We start from the raw sequence: 17,739 nt of genomic DNA, 5'->3' as shown, positions 1-17,739 counted from the left end.
CGGGCCTCCGCTAGAAAGTCGATGAAACCGCGGCGCCCGGTTCAGCGCGCGAGCTGCCAGGGCTGGCCGGCGTTGTGGGCCAGGTGCGCGCCGGTGAGCCAGTCCAGCTGGACATTCGGGTTGTGATAGGGGTCGTGCTCGAAGCGATCGATCCACTTGGTGCTGGCGTGCGCCTGCTCGCGCTCTGCCCGCCGCTGCTTTTCTTCGGACACATGGTCGTGCCCGCGCGAGGCGCTCTCGAGGTGCAGCAGGGACGCGAACGGCGTGCAGATGTTGCGGTAGCCCGCATCGTTCACCTTCAGGCACAGGTCGATGTCGTTGTAGGCCACCGGCAGGTGCTCGCCGTCGAAGCCGCCCACCTGCTCGAACACCGAGCGCCGAACCGCCAGGCAGGCGCCCGTGACCGCCAGGTAGTCGCGCGTGCCGGCGAGCCGCCCGTCCAGGCCGGTGTCGGTGGCGCCGTCGGTGCGGCAGACATGCATCGCCAGCGGGCCGCGCTGCAGCATGACGCCGGCGTGCTGGACCGTGCCGTCGCCGTACAGGAGCTTGGCGCCCACGCAGCCGATGTCCGGCCGCATGGCTTCGCCGACCATCTCCCTGAGCCATCCGCCATCGAGGATCTCGATGTCGTTGTTCAGGAAGAGCAGCACCTCGCCGGTCGAGGCTTGCACGCCCACGTTGTTGATGGCCGAGAAATTGAACGGGCCGGGAACGCGCAGCACGCTGACGCGAGGGTCCGCACGCAGCTCGGCGAACAGCGACAGGGTTGCCGGCTCGACGCTGTCGTTGTCGAGGACGAGGACTTCGAAATCCGGGTAGTCGGTCTTGCGCAGCAGGCCGTCCAGGCAGGTCCTCACCAGATTGGCGCGGTCGCGCGTCGGCACGAGCACGCTGACCCGTGGCGCGGGGCTGGGCAGCGGGCGGCGCACATGGTTGACGAACTCCGCGATCGGCGAGGGCAGCACCTCGGCCGCCACGCCCGTCTGCCGGAACGCCGCTTCAGCCGCCACCCGCCGGGCCACCGCCGCATAGGCCTCGACGGCTTGCCGGGTGTCTCCCGCATCCATCACCGGCGGGACCTGCCGGTGATACAGCACCGAGGGAATATGGCGCACCTGGCTGCAGGGCAGCGGCATGGCCACCCTGCAGTGCAGGTCGTAGCCGGCGGCCGGCTCGAATTCGGCGCGAAAGCCTCCGGCCGCCAGCACGTTGGCGCGCTTCATCACGCACAGGCCGTCGAGCAGGTCGAAGCCGAGCTGCGCCTCCGGATCCCATGCCGACTTGAAGCGCGGCTTGCATCGTGTCCCGTCCTGGGCGATCCAGTCTTCGTCCGCATAGACGACGGCCGCATCGGGCCACTTCGCGAGCGTGAGCTGGATCGACGAAACGGCCTGCGCGGCGAGCCGGTCGCCCGCGAGGATCACGCCGAACCAGGGCTCGGCCGTGTGTTCGAGCGCGAGCTGCTGCAGTTCGAGCCGGCTCGCCGGCGCGCTCGCGGCCACCAGCCGCACGTGAATCGAATCGCGGACGAACAGGAGCAACTGGCCGACCGCTTCGGCGCGTGAAGGGCTGCATGTCACCACCACGTCGAAGCGCTGGCACAGCTGTGCGCAGAGCGAAGCCAGCGTGTTGCGCAATGCCTCGTCGCTGCCGCTGTCCGCGATCGCGAAGGTCAAGCCGTCGCGGTACGGAAGATTCTTCAGCGCCAGTTGAAGCGCTGGCTGTTCTGCCTCGTGGCGGGATGCTTCTGCGTGTGTCCACGCACGGTAGGCGGCATCGGTGAACGGCGAGAACCGGCACGCCGCGGCCCATTGGGCGTATCGCGCTTGATCGATAGGCAAATCATTCCCCCTACTCTGCAAGAGATGGCACAACCCCTGGGGCTTGCCGGCATGCAGAGCCCCCCATCAATTCAGAATAGCGACGCGAAAGATCGGTTGGGTAACAATCGGCTTAACATTTGTTGCCGACAGGTTCCAGCGTGTGCATTCGTTACATGCCCCAGAAAGCATCTGGGAGCTTCTTTCCGGAGGCGCAGCCGGGAGCGGTCAGCAAGTGGTCAGTGACCTTTCGTATCCGTTCGGATTGCCCTGCTGCCAGCGCCAGCTGTCGGCGCACATCTGGTCGAGCCCGCGGTGCGCGCGCCAGCCCAGCGTGGCCTCTGCCAGCGACGGGTCGCCCCAGTACGCGGGCACATCGCCGGGCCGGCGCGGGCCGATCTCGCAAGGCAGCGCCCGCCCGCTCGCGCGCTCGAACGCACGCACCACGTCGAGCACGGAGGCGCCGCGGCCCGTGCCGAGGTTCAGCGTGACCAGGCCCGCATGGCCCTGCGCATGCCGCAGGGCCGCCACGTGCCCTTCGGCCAGGTCCATCACATGCACGTAGTCGCGCACGCCGGTGCCGTCGGGCGTGGGATAGTCGTTGCCGTGGATCAGCAGCTTGTCGCGCTGGCCCACGGCCACCTGGCACACGAAGGGCATCAGGTTGTTCGGCTTGCCCTGCGGGTGTTCGCCGATGAGCCCGCTTTCATGGGCGCCCACGGGGTTGAAGTAGCGCAGCAGCGCAATGCGCCAGCCGGGCTGGGCGTGCTGCAGGTCGGCCAGCGCTTCTTCCACCATGCGCTTGGAGCGGCCATAGGGGTTGGCCGGCCTGCAGGGCGCGTCCTCCGGAATGGGCGAGTGGTCGGGCTCGCCGTACACGGTGGCGGACGACGAGAAGATCAGTGTCCGCACGCCCGCCTGCTGCATGGCCGAGGCGAGCACGAGGCTGCCGTGCACGTTGTTGTCGTAGTAGGTGAGCGGGTCGGCCACCGAATCGCCCACCGCCTTGAGGCCCGCGAAATGAATCACGGCGGAAAAGTTCTCTTCGCCCAGCACGCGGTCGAGCAGGGCCCGGTCGCGCACGTCGCCTTCGATCAGCCGCGGAGCGCTGCCGGTGATCTGCCGCAACCGCTCCAATACCCGGATGTCGCTGTTGCCCAGATTGTCGAGAATCACCGGTGTGTATCCGGCGGTGGCCAGCGCGACGCAGGTGTGGCTGCCAATGAAACCTGCGCCACCCGTCACCAGAACGCTTGTTGAGGCCATGAGAACTTTTGCTTGGTTGAATGGGCTGATTCTGTACGAGCTTTCCCGGGGCTGGTTTGCGCGCGCTCACTGCGCGGCCCTGTGCGAGAATCAATTGATTACATCTTTGCACGCGCTGCCATGCAGAACGAAGAGACAAGCTATCCCGGCATAGAAACCCAGACCGAAACGTTGACGCCCGTCGCGCCGGTCCGAAAACGCCCCAAGCCCGGGGAGCGGCGCGTGCAGATCCTGCAGGCGCTGGCCGCCATGCTCGAACAACCCGGCGCCGAGCGGGTAACGACCGCGGCATTGGCTGCGCGGCTCGACGTCAGCGAGGCCGCGCTCTACCGCCACTTTGCGAGCAAGGCGCAGATGTTCGAGGGCCTGATCGACTTCATCGAGCAGAGCGTCTTCACGCTGGTGAACCAGATCCTCGAGCGCGAAGGTGCGACGGGGGCCCAGCAGGCCGCAAAAATTCTCACGCTGCTGGTGCAGTTTGCCGAGCGCAACCCCGGCATGACGCGCGTCATGGTGGGCGACGCGCTGGTGTTCGAGAACGAGCGGCTCCAGCAGCGCATGAACCAGTTCTTCGACAAGATCGAAGCCACCCTGCGCCAGGTGCTGCGCGGAGCGGCCGCCGCAGACGGCTCGGCCACCCCGAGCGTGGATGCGCAGGTGCGCGCCGCCGCGCTCACGGCCTTCGTGGTCGGCCAGCTGCAGCGCTTCACGCGCTCGGGCTTCCGCCGCGCGCCTTCGGAACACCTCGAAGCCACGATCGCGCTGATCGTCTAGGTCGGCCGCCTCCTATCGAGGCGATAGCTCAATGCGATGCGGCAAGGCTGCATCCATTGAGCACCCCGAGGACACCTCGTGCAGGCCGGCGACCTCTATCGCCTGATGGACGAGGAAGTGAGCGTGCAGGTCGGCAAGCCGGCGCACGACGCGAGCCGCAGCTGAGGATCCGCGGTGGCGATGGGGTATCCAGGGTAGGCGCCGCGCTCGACTTGCTTCATGGCGAAGCGTAGGATCAGCGCCCCCTTGCCGCTGAGTCGCGGCGACAAGCCTGTGTTCGTGTAGCTTCTGAACGGAGGTTCGTATGAGCTATCACCTGGAAGGTCGCCTGCTCGAAGTTTGCAACTGCAATGTCCTGTGTCCCTGCTGGATCGGCGAGGACCCGGACAACGGCACATGCGACACCATCGTCGCGTGGCGCATCGACAAGGGAACGATCGACGGCATCGACGTGGGTGGCAACACCATCGCGGCCGTGGCGCACGTGCCCGGAAACATCCTCGAAGGCAACTGGACGGCGGCGATCTTCGTCGACGACAACGCCTCCAAGGAACAGGAAGAGGCGCTGCTCAAGGTCTACACCGGACAGGCCGGCGGGCCGATCGCCGATCTGGCCGCTCTCATCGGCCAGGTGGTGTCGGTCGAGCGGGCGCCCATCCGCTTCACCGTGAACGAAGGCAAGGGCGAACTGGAGATCGGCACCAACTACTACGCCGAACTCGAGCCCTACCGCGGCGCCACCGGCGGCCAGACCACGCTTTCGGATACCGTGTTCTCCACGGTGCCGGGCGCGCCGGTGTTCGTCGGCAAGGCCCCCACCTACCGCTCGAAGAACGCCGCGCTCGGTATCGATCTCGACATCAAGAACCACAACGCCCTGCAGAGCACCTTCGTCTTCGATTCATGAGCGCCGCGCCGGGCCGCCCCATGCAAGCTCGCACCGCAGTGCGAAGCACGGAGGTTGCCCAATGAACCCGACGGCCGGCTCGCTGCCGCGCAACGCCGTGCGTCACCGCCGCGTGTTCGTGCCGGTTCTTGCCGCGCTGGCCGCGCTCGCGTGGGTGGCGTTGTGGGCCTGGGCGCGCAGCCCTTACGGGCGCTATCTCGAACACGGCGACTGGACCGCCTCGGGGCCGGCCGCGTTCCTGTGCCAGGCCATTCCCGCCGGCGACGTGATCGTGCCTGCGGTGCTCTACGCCTCTTCGTGGATCCTCATGACGGCGGCCATGATGCTGCCCACCACGCTGCCGCTGTTCAACGCCTTCGACCGATTGACCGCCGGGCGAGCGGACCACGCACGCCTGCTCGTGCTGCTGGGGCTCGGCTACATGGCCGTGTGGGGAGCCTTCGGGCTGCTGGCGCACGGGCTCCACAGCGCGGTGCTGGCGCTGCTCGCCAGTGCGCCCACGCTGGCCTGGCACGGCTGGGTGATCGGCGCCGCGACCATCGCGCTGGCGGGCGCCTTCCAGTTCAGCAGCCTCAAGCACCGCTGTCTGGAAAAGTGCCGCACGCCGCTCAGCTTCGTCATCGAGCACTGGCGCGGCCACGCGCAGGCCCGCCAGGCCTTGGCGCTGGGCATGCACCATGGCCTGTTCTGCGTCGGCTGCTGCTGGGCGCTGATGCTGCTGATGTTCGCGCTCGGCACCGGCAGCCTGGGCTGGATGCTGCTGTTGGCCGCCGTCATGGCGCTGGAAAAGAACGTGCCCTGGGGCCATCGGCTGAGCGCGCCGCTCGGGTTCGCGCTCCTGGGCTGGGCCGTCTTCATGGTGGCGGCGCATGTCTGAAGCCGTGTCCGAAGCGCGCCGCGCGCCGTCCATCCTGCAGACCGTCGCCCTCACCGCGGTGGCCATGGTCGCGTTCGCGGCCAATTCGCTCCTGTGCAGGCTGGCGTTGCAGCAACGGGGCATCGATCCGGCCAGTTTCGGCAGCATCCGGCTGGTTTCCGGTGCGATCACGCTCGCACTCGTGCTGCGGTTCAGGGCGCAGCCTTCTTCTTCGTCCGGCCATGCCGACTGGCTCGCCGCCGCCATGCTGTTCGCCTATGTGGCGTTCTTTTCTTTCGCTTACCTCAGCCTGTCTGCGGGCACGGGAGCGCTGATCCTGTTCGGTGCGGTTCAGCTCACGATGCTGGGCGCAGGGCTGGGCTCGGGCGAGCGCTTCGGGCCCGTGGCAGGGATCGGCTTCGTGCTGGCGGCGGGCGGGCTCGTCTACCTGGTGCTGCCGGGCGTCGCCGCGCCGCCGCTCCTGGGCGCCGTGCTGATGGCCATCGCCGGCGTGGCCTGGGGCGTGTATTCGCTGCGCGGCCGCGGCGTGCCCGATCCGCTGGCCGCCACGGGCCGCAACTTCATGCGGGCCGTACCGCTGGCCCTGGTCCTCAGCCTCGCCTTCGTGATGCGCGCGCATGCGGACGCGACCGGCGTCGCGCTGGCCGTGGCCTCCGGCGCATTGACCTCGGGTCTTGGCTATGTCGTCTGGTATGCGGCGCTGGCGCGTCTTTCGGCCATGCAGGCGGCCACCGTGCAGCTGTCGGTGCCGCTGCTGGCGGCGTTCGGCGGCGTGCTGCTGCTGTCGGAGGCGATCACGCCGCGGCTGGCCGCCGCGTCGGTGGCCATTCTGGGCGGCATTGCGATCGTGCTGAGCCAGAAGTCGCGCAAGGCGCGCCGCTGAGCGCCTGAGCTGCTAGGCGGCGGCAATCGCCACGCCCACCTTGGCTCCGGCCGCAACGATCTCGCCCCACGTCGCATCGTCCAGCCAGATGCCGTCGCGCTCGCGCGCCACGCGTGCGGCGCGCTCCGGTTCGCCGGCGATCTGCACCTGGTCGAAGCCGGCGCCCGGCGGGCTCTGGCGCAGCCAGTCGACGAAGGCCGTCGCTTCCTGCGCGAAGCTGGCCTGGGTTCCAAGCTTGGCAGGGTCGATCAGGATCGTCAGCATGCCGTTGAGCACCGTGCGCGCCGTGTCGGCCGGGCGGTGCCAGGTGCCGCCGCCGGTGAGCGCGCCGCCCAGCAGCTCGCAAGCCATCGCCATGCCGTAGCCCTTGTGCTCGCCGAAGGTCATGAGCGCGCCGAACAGGCCGTTGGCCTGCGGCACCACCACCACGCCGGGGTCGTTGGTGGGCGCGCCGCGCTCGTCGATCAGGTAGCCGTCGGGCACGCGTTCGCCCTTGTTGTGGGCGACGCGCATCTTTCCCTGGGCCACGCGGCTGGTCGCAAAGTCGAGCAGGAAGGGCTCGGCGCCCGCCAGCGGAATGCCGATGCAGCACGGGTTGGTGCCGAAGCGCCCGTCGCCCCCGCCCCACGGCGCCACCACGGGCCGCGTCAGCACGTTGACGAAGTGCATCGAGACCAGGCCCTCGGCCGTCGCCATTTCGGCGAAATGGCCAATGCGGCCCAGGTGGTGCGCATTCGCGAGCGTGAAGATGCAGCTGCCGTGCTGCTTCGCCCGCTCGATGCCGAGCGCCATCGCCTGCACGCCGACGATCTGGCCGTAGCCATGCTGGCCGTCGAGCGCGAGCAGCGTGCCGATGTCGGCATTGATCTTGACCGCGGCATTGGGCACGAGCCCGCCTTCGGCCACCGCGTCCACATAGCGCGGCAGCATGCCCACGCCGTGCGAATCATGGCCGCTCAGGTTGGCCAGCACCAGGTTGGCGGCCACCTGCGCGGCTTCGGCCGGCGTGCTGCCGGCGGCTTCGAGGATATTGGCGCATTGCGACCGCAGAACAGAGGAGGAAAGGGTTTGAGGCATAGGTTCCTTACATGACTGCGCCGACTTGCCACGGCACGAATTCGTTCTGGCCGTAGCCATGTTTCTCGCTCTTCGAGGGTTCGCCAGATGCAGTGGCCAAGACCAGTTCGAAGATCCGCTGGCCCATCTCCTGGATCGACGACGTGCCATCCACGATCTCGCCGCAGTTGATGTCCATGTCCTCTTCCTGCCGCTGCCACAGCGCCGAGTTGGTCGCGAGCTTGAGCGAAGGAGAGGGCGCGCAGCCGTAGGCCGAGCCGCGGCCGGTCGTGAAGCAGATGACATTGGCGCCGCCCGCGACCTGTCCGGTGGCGCTCACGGGGTCGTAGCCCGGCGTGTCCATGTAGACGAAGCCGTGCGCCGTGACCGGTTCGGCGTATTCGTACACCGCCTCGAGGTTGCTCGTGCCGCCCTTGGCCACGGCACCGAGCGACTTCTCGAGAATGGTCGTGAGGCCGCCCGCCTTGTTGCCCGGCGAGGGGTTGTTGTTCATCTCGCCTTCGTTGATCTCGGTGTAGTGCTCCCACCATTTGATGCGGTCCACCAGCTTCTGGCCGACCTCGCGCTTGACGGCGCGGCGCGTGAGCAGGTGCTCGGCGCCATAGACCTCGGGCGTTTCGCTGAGGATGGCCGTGCCGCCATGCGCCACCAGCAGGTCGACCGCCGCACCGAGGGCAGGGTTGGCGCTGATGCCGGAGTACCCGTCCGAGCCGCCGCACTGCAGCCCGATCGTGATGTGCGCCGCGCTGCAGGGTTCGCGCTTGACCGCATTGGCGCGCGGCAGCATCTCGTTGATCAGCGCAATGCCCTTCTCGACCGTCTTGCGCGTGCCGCCGGTGTCCTGGATGTTGAAGGTGCGGAAGTTCTCGCCTTCGGCCAGGTGGCCGGTCGCGAGCCAGGCATTGATCTGGTTCGCCTCGCACCCGAGGCCCACCACCAGCACGCCCGCGAAGTTCGGGTGCGTGGCATAGCCCGTGAGCGTGCGCTCCAGGATCTGCATGCCCATGCCTTGCGTGTCCATGCCGCAACCCGTGCCGTGCGTGAGGGCCACGATGCCGTCGACGTTCGGGTAGCCGGCCAGCGCCGGCGGGTTGGTCTTGCGCGAGAAGTGGTCCGCAATGGCGCGCGCCGCGGTGGCCGAGCAGTTCACGCTCGTGAGCACGCCGATGTAGTTGCGCGTGGCCACGCGGCCGTCGGCCCGCTTGATGCCCATGAAGGTGGCCTCGCGCTTCGCGGGCGCGGGCTTCACATCGGCGCCGAAGGCGTAGTCGCGTTCGAAATCTCCCTTGTCGGGGCCCATGTCGAGGTTGTGCGTGTGCACATGCTCGCCGGCCGCAATCGGCTTGCTCGCGAAGCCGATGATCTGGTTGTAGCGGCGCACCGGCTCGCCAACGGCAATGGCGTGCGTCGCCACCTTGTGCCCGGCGGGAATCAGGCCGCGCACGGCAAAGTCTTCGACCTTGGCGCCGCCGACCAGCTGGCTGCGCGCGATCACGACATCGTCGGCCGGATGCAGGCGAATGAAAGGATTCATCGTGGAACTCGTGTTGTGTTGGGAATCAGAAGAACATTTTCGGGAGCCAGAGTACCAATGAAGGTACATAGGTGATCACCACCAGCGCCAGCAGCAGCGGAATGAGCCACGGCAGGATCGCCATGGTCGTGCGCTCGAAGCTCAGGCCCGCCACGCGCGCCAGCACGAACAGCACCATGCCCATCGGCGGATGCAGCAGGCCGATCATCAGGTTCAGCACCATCACCAGGCCGAAGTGGATCGGGTCCACGCCCAGCTGCGTGGCAATCGGCAGCAGGATCGGAACCAGGATGGTGATGGCGGCCGTGGGCTCCAGGAAGCAGCCCACGAACAGCATCAGCAGGTTGGCCAGCAGCAGGAACACCCAGGCTTCCTTGGTGAAGCCCAGCACCCAGCTTGCGATGTCGGTGGTCACGCCGGTGGCGGTGAGCATCCAGCCGAAGATCGACGCGGCCGCCACGATGAACAGCACGGTGGAGGTGGTCTCGATGGTGTCGAGGCAGACCTTGACGAACATCTTCCACGACAAGGTCTTGTACCAGCCGAAGCCCAGGATCATTGCCCACACGCAGGCGGCAATCGCGCCCTCGGTGGGCGTGAACAGGCCCGTGCTCATGCCGCCGATCAGCAGCACCGGCGTCATGATGGGCAGCAGCGCCTCGAAGCGGAAGATGCGGTCCAGCACGAACAGCGACGCCAGCCCCGCAAACACCGTGAGCTGCGGCGGCGTGCCCAGCCTGGCCACCAGCAGCCACATCAGCAGCGGCCAGGCGATCACCACGGCGAGCTCGCACATGGCCTTGACGAAGCGCGTGCTCGAGAACTTGACGTCGCCGCCCCAGCCGTTGCGGTGCGCGAAGTAGGCCACCGTGAGCATCATCAGAATGGCCAGCAGCGCTCCGGGCAAGATGCCCGCGAGGAACAGCGCCCCCACCGAGACGTTGGCCATCATCCCGTAGATCACGAACGGCAGGCTGGGCGGAATGATCGGGCCCAGCGTGGCCGAGGCGGCGGTCACGCCCACCGCGAATTCGGTCGAGTAGCCATGCTCCTTCATCGCCTTGATCTCGATGGTGCCCAGGCCCGCGGCATCGGCAATGGCGGTGCCGCTCATGCCCGCGAAGATCACCGATCCGAGCACGTTCACATGGCCCAGCCCGCCCTTGAGCCAGCCCACCAGCGCGAGCGCGAAGTTGTAGATGCGGGTGGTGATGCCCGCGTTGTTCATCAGGTTGCCGGCCAGGATGAAGAAGGGCACCGCGAGCAGCGGAAAGCTGTCGATGCCGCTCACCATGCGGTGGATGACGACGAAGGGCGGCAGGCTGCCGCTCACCACGATGTAGGCCAGCGAGGCGCCGGCCATGGCCACGGCCACCGGAATGCCGCCCGCCATGAAGATCAGGAAGAATATTTTCAGCATGCAGATGTTCTCGGAGGCTCAGCGGTCGGCGAGAGTGGATTCGGGGCGCTCGAGCACGCTGTAGCCGCGCTTCCAGTGAACGCGCGCCACCTGGACCGAGCGCCAGGTCATCGCGGCGAAGCCGAACAGGCACAGGCCGTAGACGATGTTCATGGGGGCATCGACGATGGTCATGCGCGTGGTGTTGCCGATCTTCAGCATCATCTGCACCGTCATGACCACGGCCGCGGCAAAGAAGGCGGTGCGCAGCACGTCGACCGCGCGCGACACCCAGCGGCCGATGGCCGCCGGCATGTGGCGGTAGAAGAAGTCGACCTGGATCTGGCTGTTCTTCGCCACGCCGACGGCCGCGCCGATGAAGACCACGGCGATCAGCATGTAGCGCGCCACCTCCTCGGTCCATGCGGCCGAGTCGTTCATCACATAGCGCGTGACGAACTGGTAGAACACCGTGAGCGCGAGCATCCAGAAGATCGCGAGCGAGATCCAGCCTTCGGCAATGGTGTGGGAAAGGTCGACGGCCTCGTCTTCCGCGTGGAAGTGGCCTTCGTCGTCGATGATCTTTTCGTCGTGCATGGTGTTGTCCCCTCTCCCGGAGGGAGAGGGAGAAAGAGAGTGCTTACTTGATCGCGGTAATCCGGTCGTAGTCCTGCTGGCGGTAGCCGTGGTCGGTCGGCTTGGTGTTCTTCAGCACCGCTTCGCGGAATGCGGCTTTGTCCACCGTGATCACGTTGTTGCCCCGCTTCTTGAACTCTTCGGTCAAGCGGGCTTCCGAGGCGATGATGTCGCGGCCGGTTTTCTCGGCGGCTTCCTGCATCACCTCGGTGAAGATCTTCTTCTCGTCGGCCGAGAGCTTGCCCCACAGCGGGCCGGAAACCACGGTCAGCAGCGAGTCGATGATGTGGCCCGTGAGCGAGATGTTCTTCTGCACCTCGAAGAACTTCTTGGCCTCGATGGTGGGCAGTGGGTTCTCCTGCGCATCGACCGTGTTGTTCTGCAGCGCCAGATAGACCTCGGCAAAAGCGATGGGCGTGGCATTGGCGCCCAGCGCCTTCGGGAAGGCCAGGTAGGCGGGTGCGTCGGGCACGCGGATCTTCAGGCCCTTCATGTCTTCGGGCTTGGTCACCGGCCTGGCGGCGCTCGATGTGACATGGCGCGCGCCGTAGTAGTTGAGCGCGGTGATGTGGTTGCCGCTCTTTTCGTCGTAGCCCTTGGCAAGCTCCTGGAACACATCGCTCTTGGCGTACTTCAGCAGATGCTCCGCATCGCGGAAGATGAACGGAAAGTAGGTCACGGCCAGCGGCTTGTAGGTGTTGCCCGCAAAGCTGGCGCCGGTCAGCACGATGTCGACAGTGCCGAGCGTCAGGCCCTGGTTGATGTCCGACTCCTTGCCCAGGCTGGAAGCCGGAAACACCTGGATGTCGTACTTGCCGTTGGTGCGCTTCTTGATTTCTTCCGCGGCCCACACGGAGTACTTGTGGAATGGCTCGGAGGTTTCGTAGACGTGCGCCCACTTGAGCTTGGTCTGCGCACCGGCAATGCCGGCCGTGCCCAGCGCGATGGCCGCCAGGGCACAGGCGGCGATGGCTTTGAGGGTGTTGCGTTTGCTGTTCATCGGTGGGTCTCCGTTTTGGTGATGCGGTGAAGAAGTCGCTGGCGGTTCAGGACGAGGCTTTTTTTGCGCGGCGCCAGCTCGCGCTGAATCGCTGGTGCGAGTTGTCCATGTGGGCGTGCATGGCGGCGCGCGCGGCCTCGGCCTCGCGCGCGGCCACGGCGTCGCGGATGGCCTCGTGCTCGGCGATGGCCGAGCGCCAGGAGGCCACCGTTTCGAAGTAGCCGCCCAGGCGCGTGAAGATCGGGCCGTTGCGCGAATCCCAGAAGCTCTGCACCGTTTCCACCAGCACGGCGTTGCCGCTGGCATTGACGATGGCCACGTGGAATGCGCGGTCGCCTTCGAGCGGCAATATTTCGCGGTCGGCGAGCCCGCGCATCGTTTCGATGGCGCGGCTCATGGCGTCGATGTCCTTGCGCTTGCCGACGGTGGCCGCGATGGCCGCGGTTTCGCCCTCGATCACGCGGCGCGCGCGAATCAGCTCCAGCGGACCCCATTCGGTGGGTGCCACCGGCTTGCTCGCGCGGTGCGAGCGGTCCAGCACATACACGCCAGAACCGGTGCGGACCTCGACCCAGCCCTCGACCTCGAGCGCGATCAGCGCCTCGCGCACCGAGGGCCGGCTCACGCCGAACTGCTTGGCCAGGTCGCGCTCGGCCGGCAGCCGCGCGCCGGCCGCGAACTCGCCCTTGCCGATCAGCCCGCGGAGCTGGTCGGCAATCTGGCGATAGAGGCGCTGGGGTTCGACGGTCTGGAGCGGCACGGCGGCGGGTTTAAGGGTTGTCCTGAATTGGACAAGTGGTAAGGCCAATTCAGAATACGATCCGTACCGCGCCGTCGCCATCGGGCCAAACCCTGAACGCTGAACAGCCGGTGCTCCACTTTCCAAGGAGACATGCATGAGACTCAAGGGCAAGACCGCGCTCGTCACGGCGGCCGGACAAGGCATCGGCCACGCGAGCGTGCTCGCCATGGCTGCCGAAGGCGCGCAGGTGTGGGCGACCGACGTCAACGAGAAGCTGCTCGAGCGCTACGCCGGTGTCGCCAACGTGCGCACGGCCAGGCTCGACGTGCTCGACAAGGACGCGATCGGCGTCTTCTTCAAGAGTCTTCCCGCGCTCGACGTGCTGTTCAACTGCGCCGGCGTGGTGCACAACGGCACCGTGCTCGAGGCCACCGACAAGGACCTCGAATTCGCATTCGCGCTCAATGTGCGCGCGCAGTTCTGGACCATCCAGGCCGCGCTGCCCGGCATGCTGGCCGCAGGAAGCGGCAGCATCATCAACATGGCGAGCGTGTGCTCCAGCATGAAGGGCCTGCCCAACCGCTTCGTCTACGGCACCACCAAGGCCGCGGTGCTCGGCCTCACCAAGAGCGTGGCGGCCGACTTCGTGGCGCGCGGCATCCGCTGCAATGCCGTCTGCCCCGGCACGGTCGACACGCCTTCGCTCGGCGAGCGCATCAACGCCAACGAGGACCCCGAGGCGGCACGCAAGGCCTTCATCGCGCGCCAGCCCATGGGGCGGCTCGCGCAAGCCGAGGAAATCGCGCCCGTGGTGGTGTTCCTGGCCAGCGACGAATCGGTGTTCGCCACCGGCCAGGCCTTCACGGTGGACGGCGGCCTCACCATATGAACCAGCTCGATTTCGCCGGCCGCCACGCGGTGGTGACCGGCGGCGCGGCGGGACTGGGCTACGGCATTGCCGAGCGGCTGATCGCATCGGGCGGCAGCGTCACGCTCTGGGACCGCGACGAGGCCGCGGCCGCCAAGGCCGCAGCGGCACTGGGCCCCAAGGCCTTCGCGGTGAAGGTCGACGTGGCGCAGCAGTCTTCCGTGGCCAGCGCCATGGCGGCCACGCTGGCGCATTCGCCGCGCATCGATGCGCTGGTCAACAGCGCCGGCATCACCGGCCCCAACACCAGGCTCTGGGACTACCCGGTGGACGACTGGCGCCAGGTCATGGAGGTCAACATCAACGGCGTGTTCCTGTGCTGCCGCGAAGTGGTGGCGCAGATGCGAAGGCAAGGCTACGGCCGCATCGTCAACATCGCCTCGGTCGCGGGCAAGGAAGGCAACCCCAACGCCAGCGCCTACAGCGCGAGCAAGGCCGCGGTGATCGCGCTCACCAAGTCGCTTGGCAAGGAGCTGGCCGACACCGGCATCCGCGTCAACTGCGTGACGCCCGCGGCGGTGAAGACCGCCATCTTCGACCAGATGACACCGGAGCACATCGCGTTCATGCTCTCGAAAATACCGATGGGCCGCTTCGGCACGGTGGAGGAGGTGGCCGCGATGGTCGGCTGGCTCTGCACCGAGGATTGCTCGTTTTCCACCGGCGCCGTGTTCGACCTGTCCGGCGGCCGCTCCACTTACTAATCAGTCTCCCAAGGAAAGGACAACATGAAACTCGTTCGCTATGGCAACCCCGGCAAGGAAAAGCCCGGCCTCATCGACGACAACGGCCAGCTGCGCGACCTGAGCGCGCTGGTCAAGGACATCGGGCCCGAGCAGCTCGGCGACGCCGCGCTTGCCAAGCTGCGCAAGCACAAGGTCGACAAGCTGCCGCTGGTCAGGGGCAAGCCGCGCTTCGGCAGCCCGGTGGCCAACGTCGGCAAGTTCATTGCCATCGGCCTGAATTACGCCGACCATGCGGCCGAATCCGGCCTGCCGATTCCGAAGGAGCCGGTGGTCTTCATGAAGGCCACCAGCTGCATCCAGGGCCCGAACGATCCGGTCATGCTGCCGAAGAACTCGGTCAAGAGCGACTGGGAAGTCGAGCTCGGCGTGGTCATCGGCGCGCGCGCGCGCTATGTCTCGCAGAAGGACGCGCTCAACTTCGTGGCCGGCTACTGCGCCATCAACGACGTGAGCGAGCGCGAGTTCCAGATCGAGCGCGGCGGCACCTGGGACAAGGGCAAGGGCTGCGACACCTTCGGCCCCCTCGGCCCGTGGCTCGTGACGCGCGACGAAGTGCCCAATCCGCAGAAGCTGTCGATGTGGCTCGACCTCAACGGCAAGCGCATGCAGACCGGCAGTACCAAGACGATGATCTTCAGCATCGCCAAGATCGTGAGCTACCTGAGCCAGTTCATGACGCTCTTGCCCGGCGACGTCATCACCACCGGCACGCCGCCCGGCGTGGGCCTGGGCATGAAGCCGCCGCTCTACCTGAAGAAGGGCGACGTGATGACGCTGGGCATCGAGGGGCTGGGCGAACAGCGCCAGGAAGTGGTTCCGTTCAAGCTGTAAGCGGCAAGCGAGCAGCCACCAACGGCGCGGCGGGCGATGTCCCGGCGCGCCGTTTCTTTTTTGTGCCGCTGCGGTTTTAAATGTCCCATTGACAGAACATTGAAACTGCAAAAACATCAAAGGCATGTCGCAGATGCCTTTGCCGAAGTACCACCAGATCTACCTGGTTCTGCGTGAGCAGTTGCACGAAGGCCGTTTCGCGGAGGGGCTGCCCGGCGAGCTTGCGCTCATGGCGCAGTTCAACGTGGCGCGCGTCACGGTGCGGCGCGCACTCGAGCAGCTGTCTTCCGAAGGCCTGATCGCGCGCAACCCGGGGCGCCGCACGCGCGCGCTGCCGCCGCCCGCGGCAGCCGGTGAATCGCAGGGCACCAAGAGCATGGAGCGCGCCAATCTGCGCGGCCTGCTCGAGAACCTGGTGGCGATGGGCCTGCACACCTCGGTGAAAGTGATCGAGGTGGCCACCATCACGGCTTCCACCCAGGTGGCCGAGGCGCTGCAGCTGCAGTTGGGCGACCCGGTGCAGAAGGCGGTGCGCGTGCGTTCCACCAAGGAAGGCCCGCTCTCGCACATCACCACCTACGTGCCCGACACGATCGCGCGCCGCTTCGGCCGCCGCGAGTTGTCGAAGAAACCCATCCTCGTGCTGCTCGAGGAGTCGGGCGTCAAGGTGGGGCGCGCGCACCAGACCATTTCAGCTCGCCTGGCCGACAGCCTGATCGCGCAGCACCTCGACGTGTCGGTCGGCTCCGCGCTGCTCGCGGTGCGCCGCCTGATCTACGACGAGGACGAACGGCCCGTGCAGTGGCTGCATGGCCTCTATCGCCCCGATCGCTACACCTACGAAATGCAGCTCTCCCGCGTGGGCGGCATCGACGCGAAGGTGTGGGTCAGCAAAGACGTGTCAGCCCAGTTCAACTGAAGAGAAAAAGGAAAGCCCCATGCAGAACCGCCGCAGTTTCGTGTCGCAGTCCGCCGCCCTGGCGACCGCCGTCGCCTTCCCGCTCGTGGCCGGCGCGCAGCCCAAGGCCGTCAAGGTCGGCGTGCTGCATCCGGTCACCGGGGCGCTGGCCTACTCGGGCCAGCAGTGCCGGCTCGGCGCGCTGATGGCCATCGAGGACATCAACGCTGCCGGCGGCATCAAGTCGCTCGGCGGCGCGAAGCTCGAGGCCCTGCTGGGCGATGCGCAATCGCAGCCGCAGGCCGGCGCGGCCGAGGTCGAGAAGATGAACGAGGCTGGCGTCTCGGCCATCGTGGGCGCCTACGCCTCGGCCATCTGCCTGGCGACCACGCAGGCGGCGGCCAAGTACAACCTGCCGCACGTGGTCGACGTGGGCGTGGCCGACCAGATCGTCGAGCGCGGACTGAAGAACACCTTCCGCTTCGGCCCCGGCTACAAGAAGTCGACCGAGGTGGCCATGGCCAACCTGCTGGTGCTCAACAAGGCCGCGGGCAACCCGGCCAAGACGGTGATGATCATTCACGAGGAGTCGCTGTTCGGCGCCGGCACCGCGCAGCTGCTCTCGCGCGAACTGCCGGGCTACGGCTTCGAGGTGAAGGAGGTGGTGAAGCACGCCAACCCCACGCGCGATTTCAACAACATCGTGCTGCGCATGAAGTCGATCAACCCGGACATCGTGATCCCGGCCAACTACTACAACGAGTACGCGCTGCTGGTGCGCACCATGCAGCAGCAGAAGGTGGTGCCCAAGGCGATCTTCTCGGTGCTGGGCGGTGCCGCATCGAGCTACAAGTTCGTGAAGGAGTTTCCGGACGCGGCCAACGGCATCATCGACTGCAACCACTGTTCAACCCGAAGGACAAGCGCTCGCAGGAGCTGCGCAAGCGCGTGGAGGCCAAGGGTCAGTTCTTCAGCTACGAGGTCTTCATGACCTACACCTCGATGTGGCTGCTGGCCGATGCGCTGGAGCGCGCGAAGTCGGCCGAACGCGCGGCCATCGTCGACGCGCTGGAGAAGAGCACCTTCTCGAATCACATCATGCCGTACGGCCCCACGAAGTTCGTCAACGGACAGAACGAGGGCGCGCAGCCGTTGATGACGCAGGTGGTGAAGAACGACATCAAGGTGATCATTCCGCGCGACTACCGCGAGGTGGAACCTGTGTTTCCGCTCAGGGCATGAACTCCTTGTGCTTGAGTGTCGGGGGCGGTGACGATAAGCCCCCGTATTCCGCCGCTCGCCGATCAAGCATGGAGCCCGGTATGCGGTGCGGGTCGGGCGAACCCCTCTGCGCCGCCGAGGAGCGCAGCGTTTCGCGGATCAGGGCTCGCAGCTGTTTGAGCGAAGCGAGTTCTGCGAGA

General features: G+C 66.9%; 16 protein-coding genes and 1 pseudogene. 9 read left to right on the top strand and 8 right to left on the bottom strand.

The annotated features are described in order from the left end of the window. Positions 1-41: 41 nt before the first annotated feature. Together QFZ47_RS09290 and galE are read right to left on the bottom strand one after the other, a co-directional pair. Positions 42-1,676, bottom strand: a complete 1,635-nt coding sequence (locus QFZ47_RS09290; RefSeq protein WP_307655367.1) for a glycosyltransferase family 2 protein — start codon at positions 1,674-1,676, stop codon at positions 42-44. Between the two features lie 372 nt (positions 1,677-2,048). After that, on the bottom strand, positions 2,049-3,086 hold the full coding sequence (galE, locus tag QFZ47_RS09285) for a UDP-glucose 4-epimerase GalE (protein ID WP_307655366.1): 1,038 nt from the start codon (positions 3,084-3,086) through the stop codon (positions 2,049-2,051). Between the two features lie 120 nt (positions 3,087-3,206). Here galE and slmA point away from each other — a divergent pair, with 120 nt between their 5' ends. The 4 genes from slmA (at position 3,207) to QFZ47_RS09265 (ending at position 6,527) form a co-directional block, all read left to right on the top strand. Next, the gene (slmA, locus tag QFZ47_RS09280) at positions 3,207-3,860 is read left to right on the top strand and encodes a nucleoid occlusion factor SlmA (RefSeq protein ID WP_012745930.1); all 654 of its coding nucleotides are present in this window, start codon (positions 3,207-3,209) and stop codon (positions 3,858-3,860) included. 304 nt (positions 3,861-4,164) lie between these two features. Further along, a complete protein-coding gene (locus QFZ47_RS09275; RefSeq protein ID WP_307655365.1) occupies positions 4,165-4,767 on the top strand; it encodes a DUF1326 domain-containing protein in 603 nt (200 codons plus the stop codon). A 61-nt stretch (positions 4,768-4,828) separates the two neighbouring features. After that, positions 4,829-5,644: a DUF2182 domain-containing protein gene (locus QFZ47_RS09270; protein WP_307655364.1), complete on the top strand. Its 816-nt coding sequence runs from the start codon at positions 4,829-4,831 to the stop codon at positions 5,642-5,644. Continuing rightward, positions 5,637-6,527: a DMT family transporter gene (locus tag QFZ47_RS09265; RefSeq protein WP_307655363.1), complete on the top strand. Its 891-nt coding sequence runs from the start codon at positions 5,637-5,639 to the stop codon at positions 6,525-6,527. The genes QFZ47_RS09270 and QFZ47_RS09265 overlap by 8 nt, the downstream gene beginning before the upstream one ends. 12 nt (positions 6,528-6,539) lie before the next feature. Here QFZ47_RS09265 and QFZ47_RS09260 read toward each other — a convergent pair whose 3' ends face one another. Genes QFZ47_RS09260 through QFZ47_RS09235 form a run of 6 tightly spaced genes read right to left on the bottom strand, consistent with a single transcriptional unit; the run spans position 6,540 to position 12,933 of the window. Then, a complete protein-coding gene (locus QFZ47_RS09260; protein ID WP_307655362.1) occupies positions 6,540-7,604 on the bottom strand; it encodes a malate/lactate/ureidoglycolate dehydrogenase in 1,065 nt (354 codons plus the stop codon). A gap of 7 nt (positions 7,605-7,611) precedes the next feature. Beyond that, a complete protein-coding gene (locus QFZ47_RS09255) occupies positions 7,612-9,138 on the bottom strand; it encodes a UxaA family hydrolase (protein ID WP_307655361.1) in 1,527 nt (508 codons plus the stop codon). Between the two features lie 25 nt (positions 9,139-9,163). Beyond that, positions 9,164-10,558, bottom strand: coding sequence for a TRAP transporter large permease (locus QFZ47_RS09250; protein ID WP_307655360.1), 1,395 nt, complete (start codon positions 10,556-10,558; stop codon positions 9,164-9,166). Between the two features lie 18 nt (positions 10,559-10,576). Then, the gene (locus tag QFZ47_RS09245; RefSeq protein ID WP_307655359.1) at positions 10,577-11,134 is read right to left on the bottom strand and encodes a TRAP transporter small permease; all 558 of its coding nucleotides are present in this window, start codon (positions 11,132-11,134) and stop codon (positions 10,577-10,579) included. A 43-nt stretch (positions 11,135-11,177) separates the two neighbouring features. Then, positions 11,178-12,173: a sialic acid TRAP transporter substrate-binding protein SiaP gene (locus tag QFZ47_RS09240; RefSeq protein WP_307655358.1), complete on the bottom strand. Its 996-nt coding sequence runs from the start codon at positions 12,171-12,173 to the stop codon at positions 11,178-11,180. Between the two features lie 46 nt (positions 12,174-12,219). Next, positions 12,220-12,933 carry a FadR/GntR family transcriptional regulator gene (locus QFZ47_RS09235; RefSeq protein ID WP_307655357.1) on the bottom strand — a complete coding sequence of 238 codons (714 nt, stop codon included), beginning with the start codon at positions 12,931-12,933 and terminating at the stop codon, positions 12,220-12,222. A 136-nt stretch (positions 12,934-13,069) separates the two neighbouring features. Here QFZ47_RS09235 and QFZ47_RS09230 point away from each other — a divergent pair, with 136 nt between their 5' ends. The 5 genes and pseudogenes from QFZ47_RS09230 to QFZ47_RS09210 all read left to right on the top strand — a co-directional run bounded on the left by QFZ47_RS09230 (position 13,070) and on the right by QFZ47_RS09210 (position 17,560). Then, positions 13,070-13,804 carry an SDR family oxidoreductase gene (locus tag QFZ47_RS09230; protein ID WP_307655356.1) on the top strand — a complete coding sequence of 245 codons (735 nt, stop codon included), beginning with the start codon at positions 13,070-13,072 and terminating at the stop codon, positions 13,802-13,804. After that, positions 13,801-14,547, top strand: a complete 747-nt coding sequence (locus tag QFZ47_RS09225) for an SDR family NAD(P)-dependent oxidoreductase (RefSeq protein WP_307655355.1) — start codon at positions 13,801-13,803, stop codon at positions 14,545-14,547. The genes QFZ47_RS09230 and QFZ47_RS09225 overlap by 4 nt, the downstream gene beginning before the upstream one ends. A gap of 24 nt (positions 14,548-14,571) precedes the next feature. Beyond that, on the top strand, positions 14,572-15,420 hold the full coding sequence (locus QFZ47_RS09220) for a fumarylacetoacetate hydrolase family protein (protein ID WP_307655354.1): 849 nt from the start codon (positions 14,572-14,574) through the stop codon (positions 15,418-15,420). A gap of 133 nt (positions 15,421-15,553) precedes the next feature. Continuing rightward, positions 15,554-16,339, top strand: a complete 786-nt coding sequence (locus QFZ47_RS09215) for a GntR family transcriptional regulator (protein ID WP_307655353.1) — start codon at positions 15,554-15,556, stop codon at positions 16,337-16,339. Between the two features lie 19 nt (positions 16,340-16,358). Further along, positions 16,359-17,560, top strand: a pseudogene (locus QFZ47_RS09210) (ABC transporter substrate-binding protein). The last annotated feature ends 179 nt before the right edge of the window (positions 17,561-17,739 follow it).

It is taken from the genome of Variovorax paradoxus (genome assembly GCF_030815975.1).
Taxonomy (GTDB): Bacteria; Pseudomonadota; Gammaproteobacteria; order Burkholderiales; family Burkholderiaceae_C; genus Variovorax; species Variovorax paradoxus_N.
Note: the sequence above shows the minus strand (reverse complement) of the source record. Positions and strands in the feature narration are given on the sequence as shown.

What these genes read in the sequence shown, in the direction of transcription:
- galE (WP_307655366.1), bottom strand. Translation starts at nt 3,086, where the DNA reads ATGGCCTCAACAAGCGTTCTGGTGACGGGTGGCGCAGGTTTCATTGGC.
- slmA (WP_012745930.1), top strand. Translation starts at nt 3,207, where the DNA reads ATGCAGAACGAAGAGACAAGCTATCCCGGCATAGAAACCCAGACCGAA.
- QFZ47_RS09275 (WP_307655365.1), top strand. Translation starts at nt 4,165, where the DNA reads ATGAGCTATCACCTGGAAGGTCGCCTGCTCGAAGTTTGCAACTGCAAT.
- QFZ47_RS09270 (WP_307655364.1), top strand. Translation starts at nt 4,829, where the DNA reads ATGAACCCGACGGCCGGCTCGCTGCCGCGCAACGCCGTGCGTCACCGC.
- QFZ47_RS09265 (WP_307655363.1), top strand. Translation starts at nt 5,637, where the DNA reads ATGTCTGAAGCCGTGTCCGAAGCGCGCCGCGCGCCGTCCATCCTGCAG.
- QFZ47_RS09260 (WP_307655362.1), bottom strand. Translation starts at nt 7,604, where the DNA reads ATGCCTCAAACCCTTTCCTCCTCTGTTCTGCGGTCGCAATGCGCCAAT.
- QFZ47_RS09255 (WP_307655361.1), bottom strand. Translation starts at nt 9,138, where the DNA reads ATGAATCCTTTCATTCGCCTGCATCCGGCCGACGATGTCGTGATCGCG.
- QFZ47_RS09250 (WP_307655360.1), bottom strand. Translation starts at nt 10,558, where the DNA reads ATGCTGAAAATATTCTTCCTGATCTTCATGGCGGGCGGCATTCCGGTG.
- QFZ47_RS09245 (WP_307655359.1), bottom strand. Translation starts at nt 11,134, where the DNA reads ATGCACGACGAAAAGATCATCGACGACGAAGGCCACTTCCACGCGGAA.
- QFZ47_RS09240 (WP_307655358.1), bottom strand. Translation starts at nt 12,173, where the DNA reads ATGAACAGCAAACGCAACACCCTCAAAGCCATCGCCGCCTGTGCCCTG.
- QFZ47_RS09230 (WP_307655356.1), top strand. Translation starts at nt 13,070, where the DNA reads ATGAGACTCAAGGGCAAGACCGCGCTCGTCACGGCGGCCGGACAAGGC.
- QFZ47_RS09225 (WP_307655355.1), top strand. Translation starts at nt 13,801, where the DNA reads ATGAACCAGCTCGATTTCGCCGGCCGCCACGCGGTGGTGACCGGCGGC.
- QFZ47_RS09220 (WP_307655354.1), top strand. Translation starts at nt 14,572, where the DNA reads ATGAAACTCGTTCGCTATGGCAACCCCGGCAAGGAAAAGCCCGGCCTC.
- QFZ47_RS09215 (WP_307655353.1), top strand. Translation starts at nt 15,554, where the DNA reads ATGCCTTTGCCGAAGTACCACCAGATCTACCTGGTTCTGCGTGAGCAG.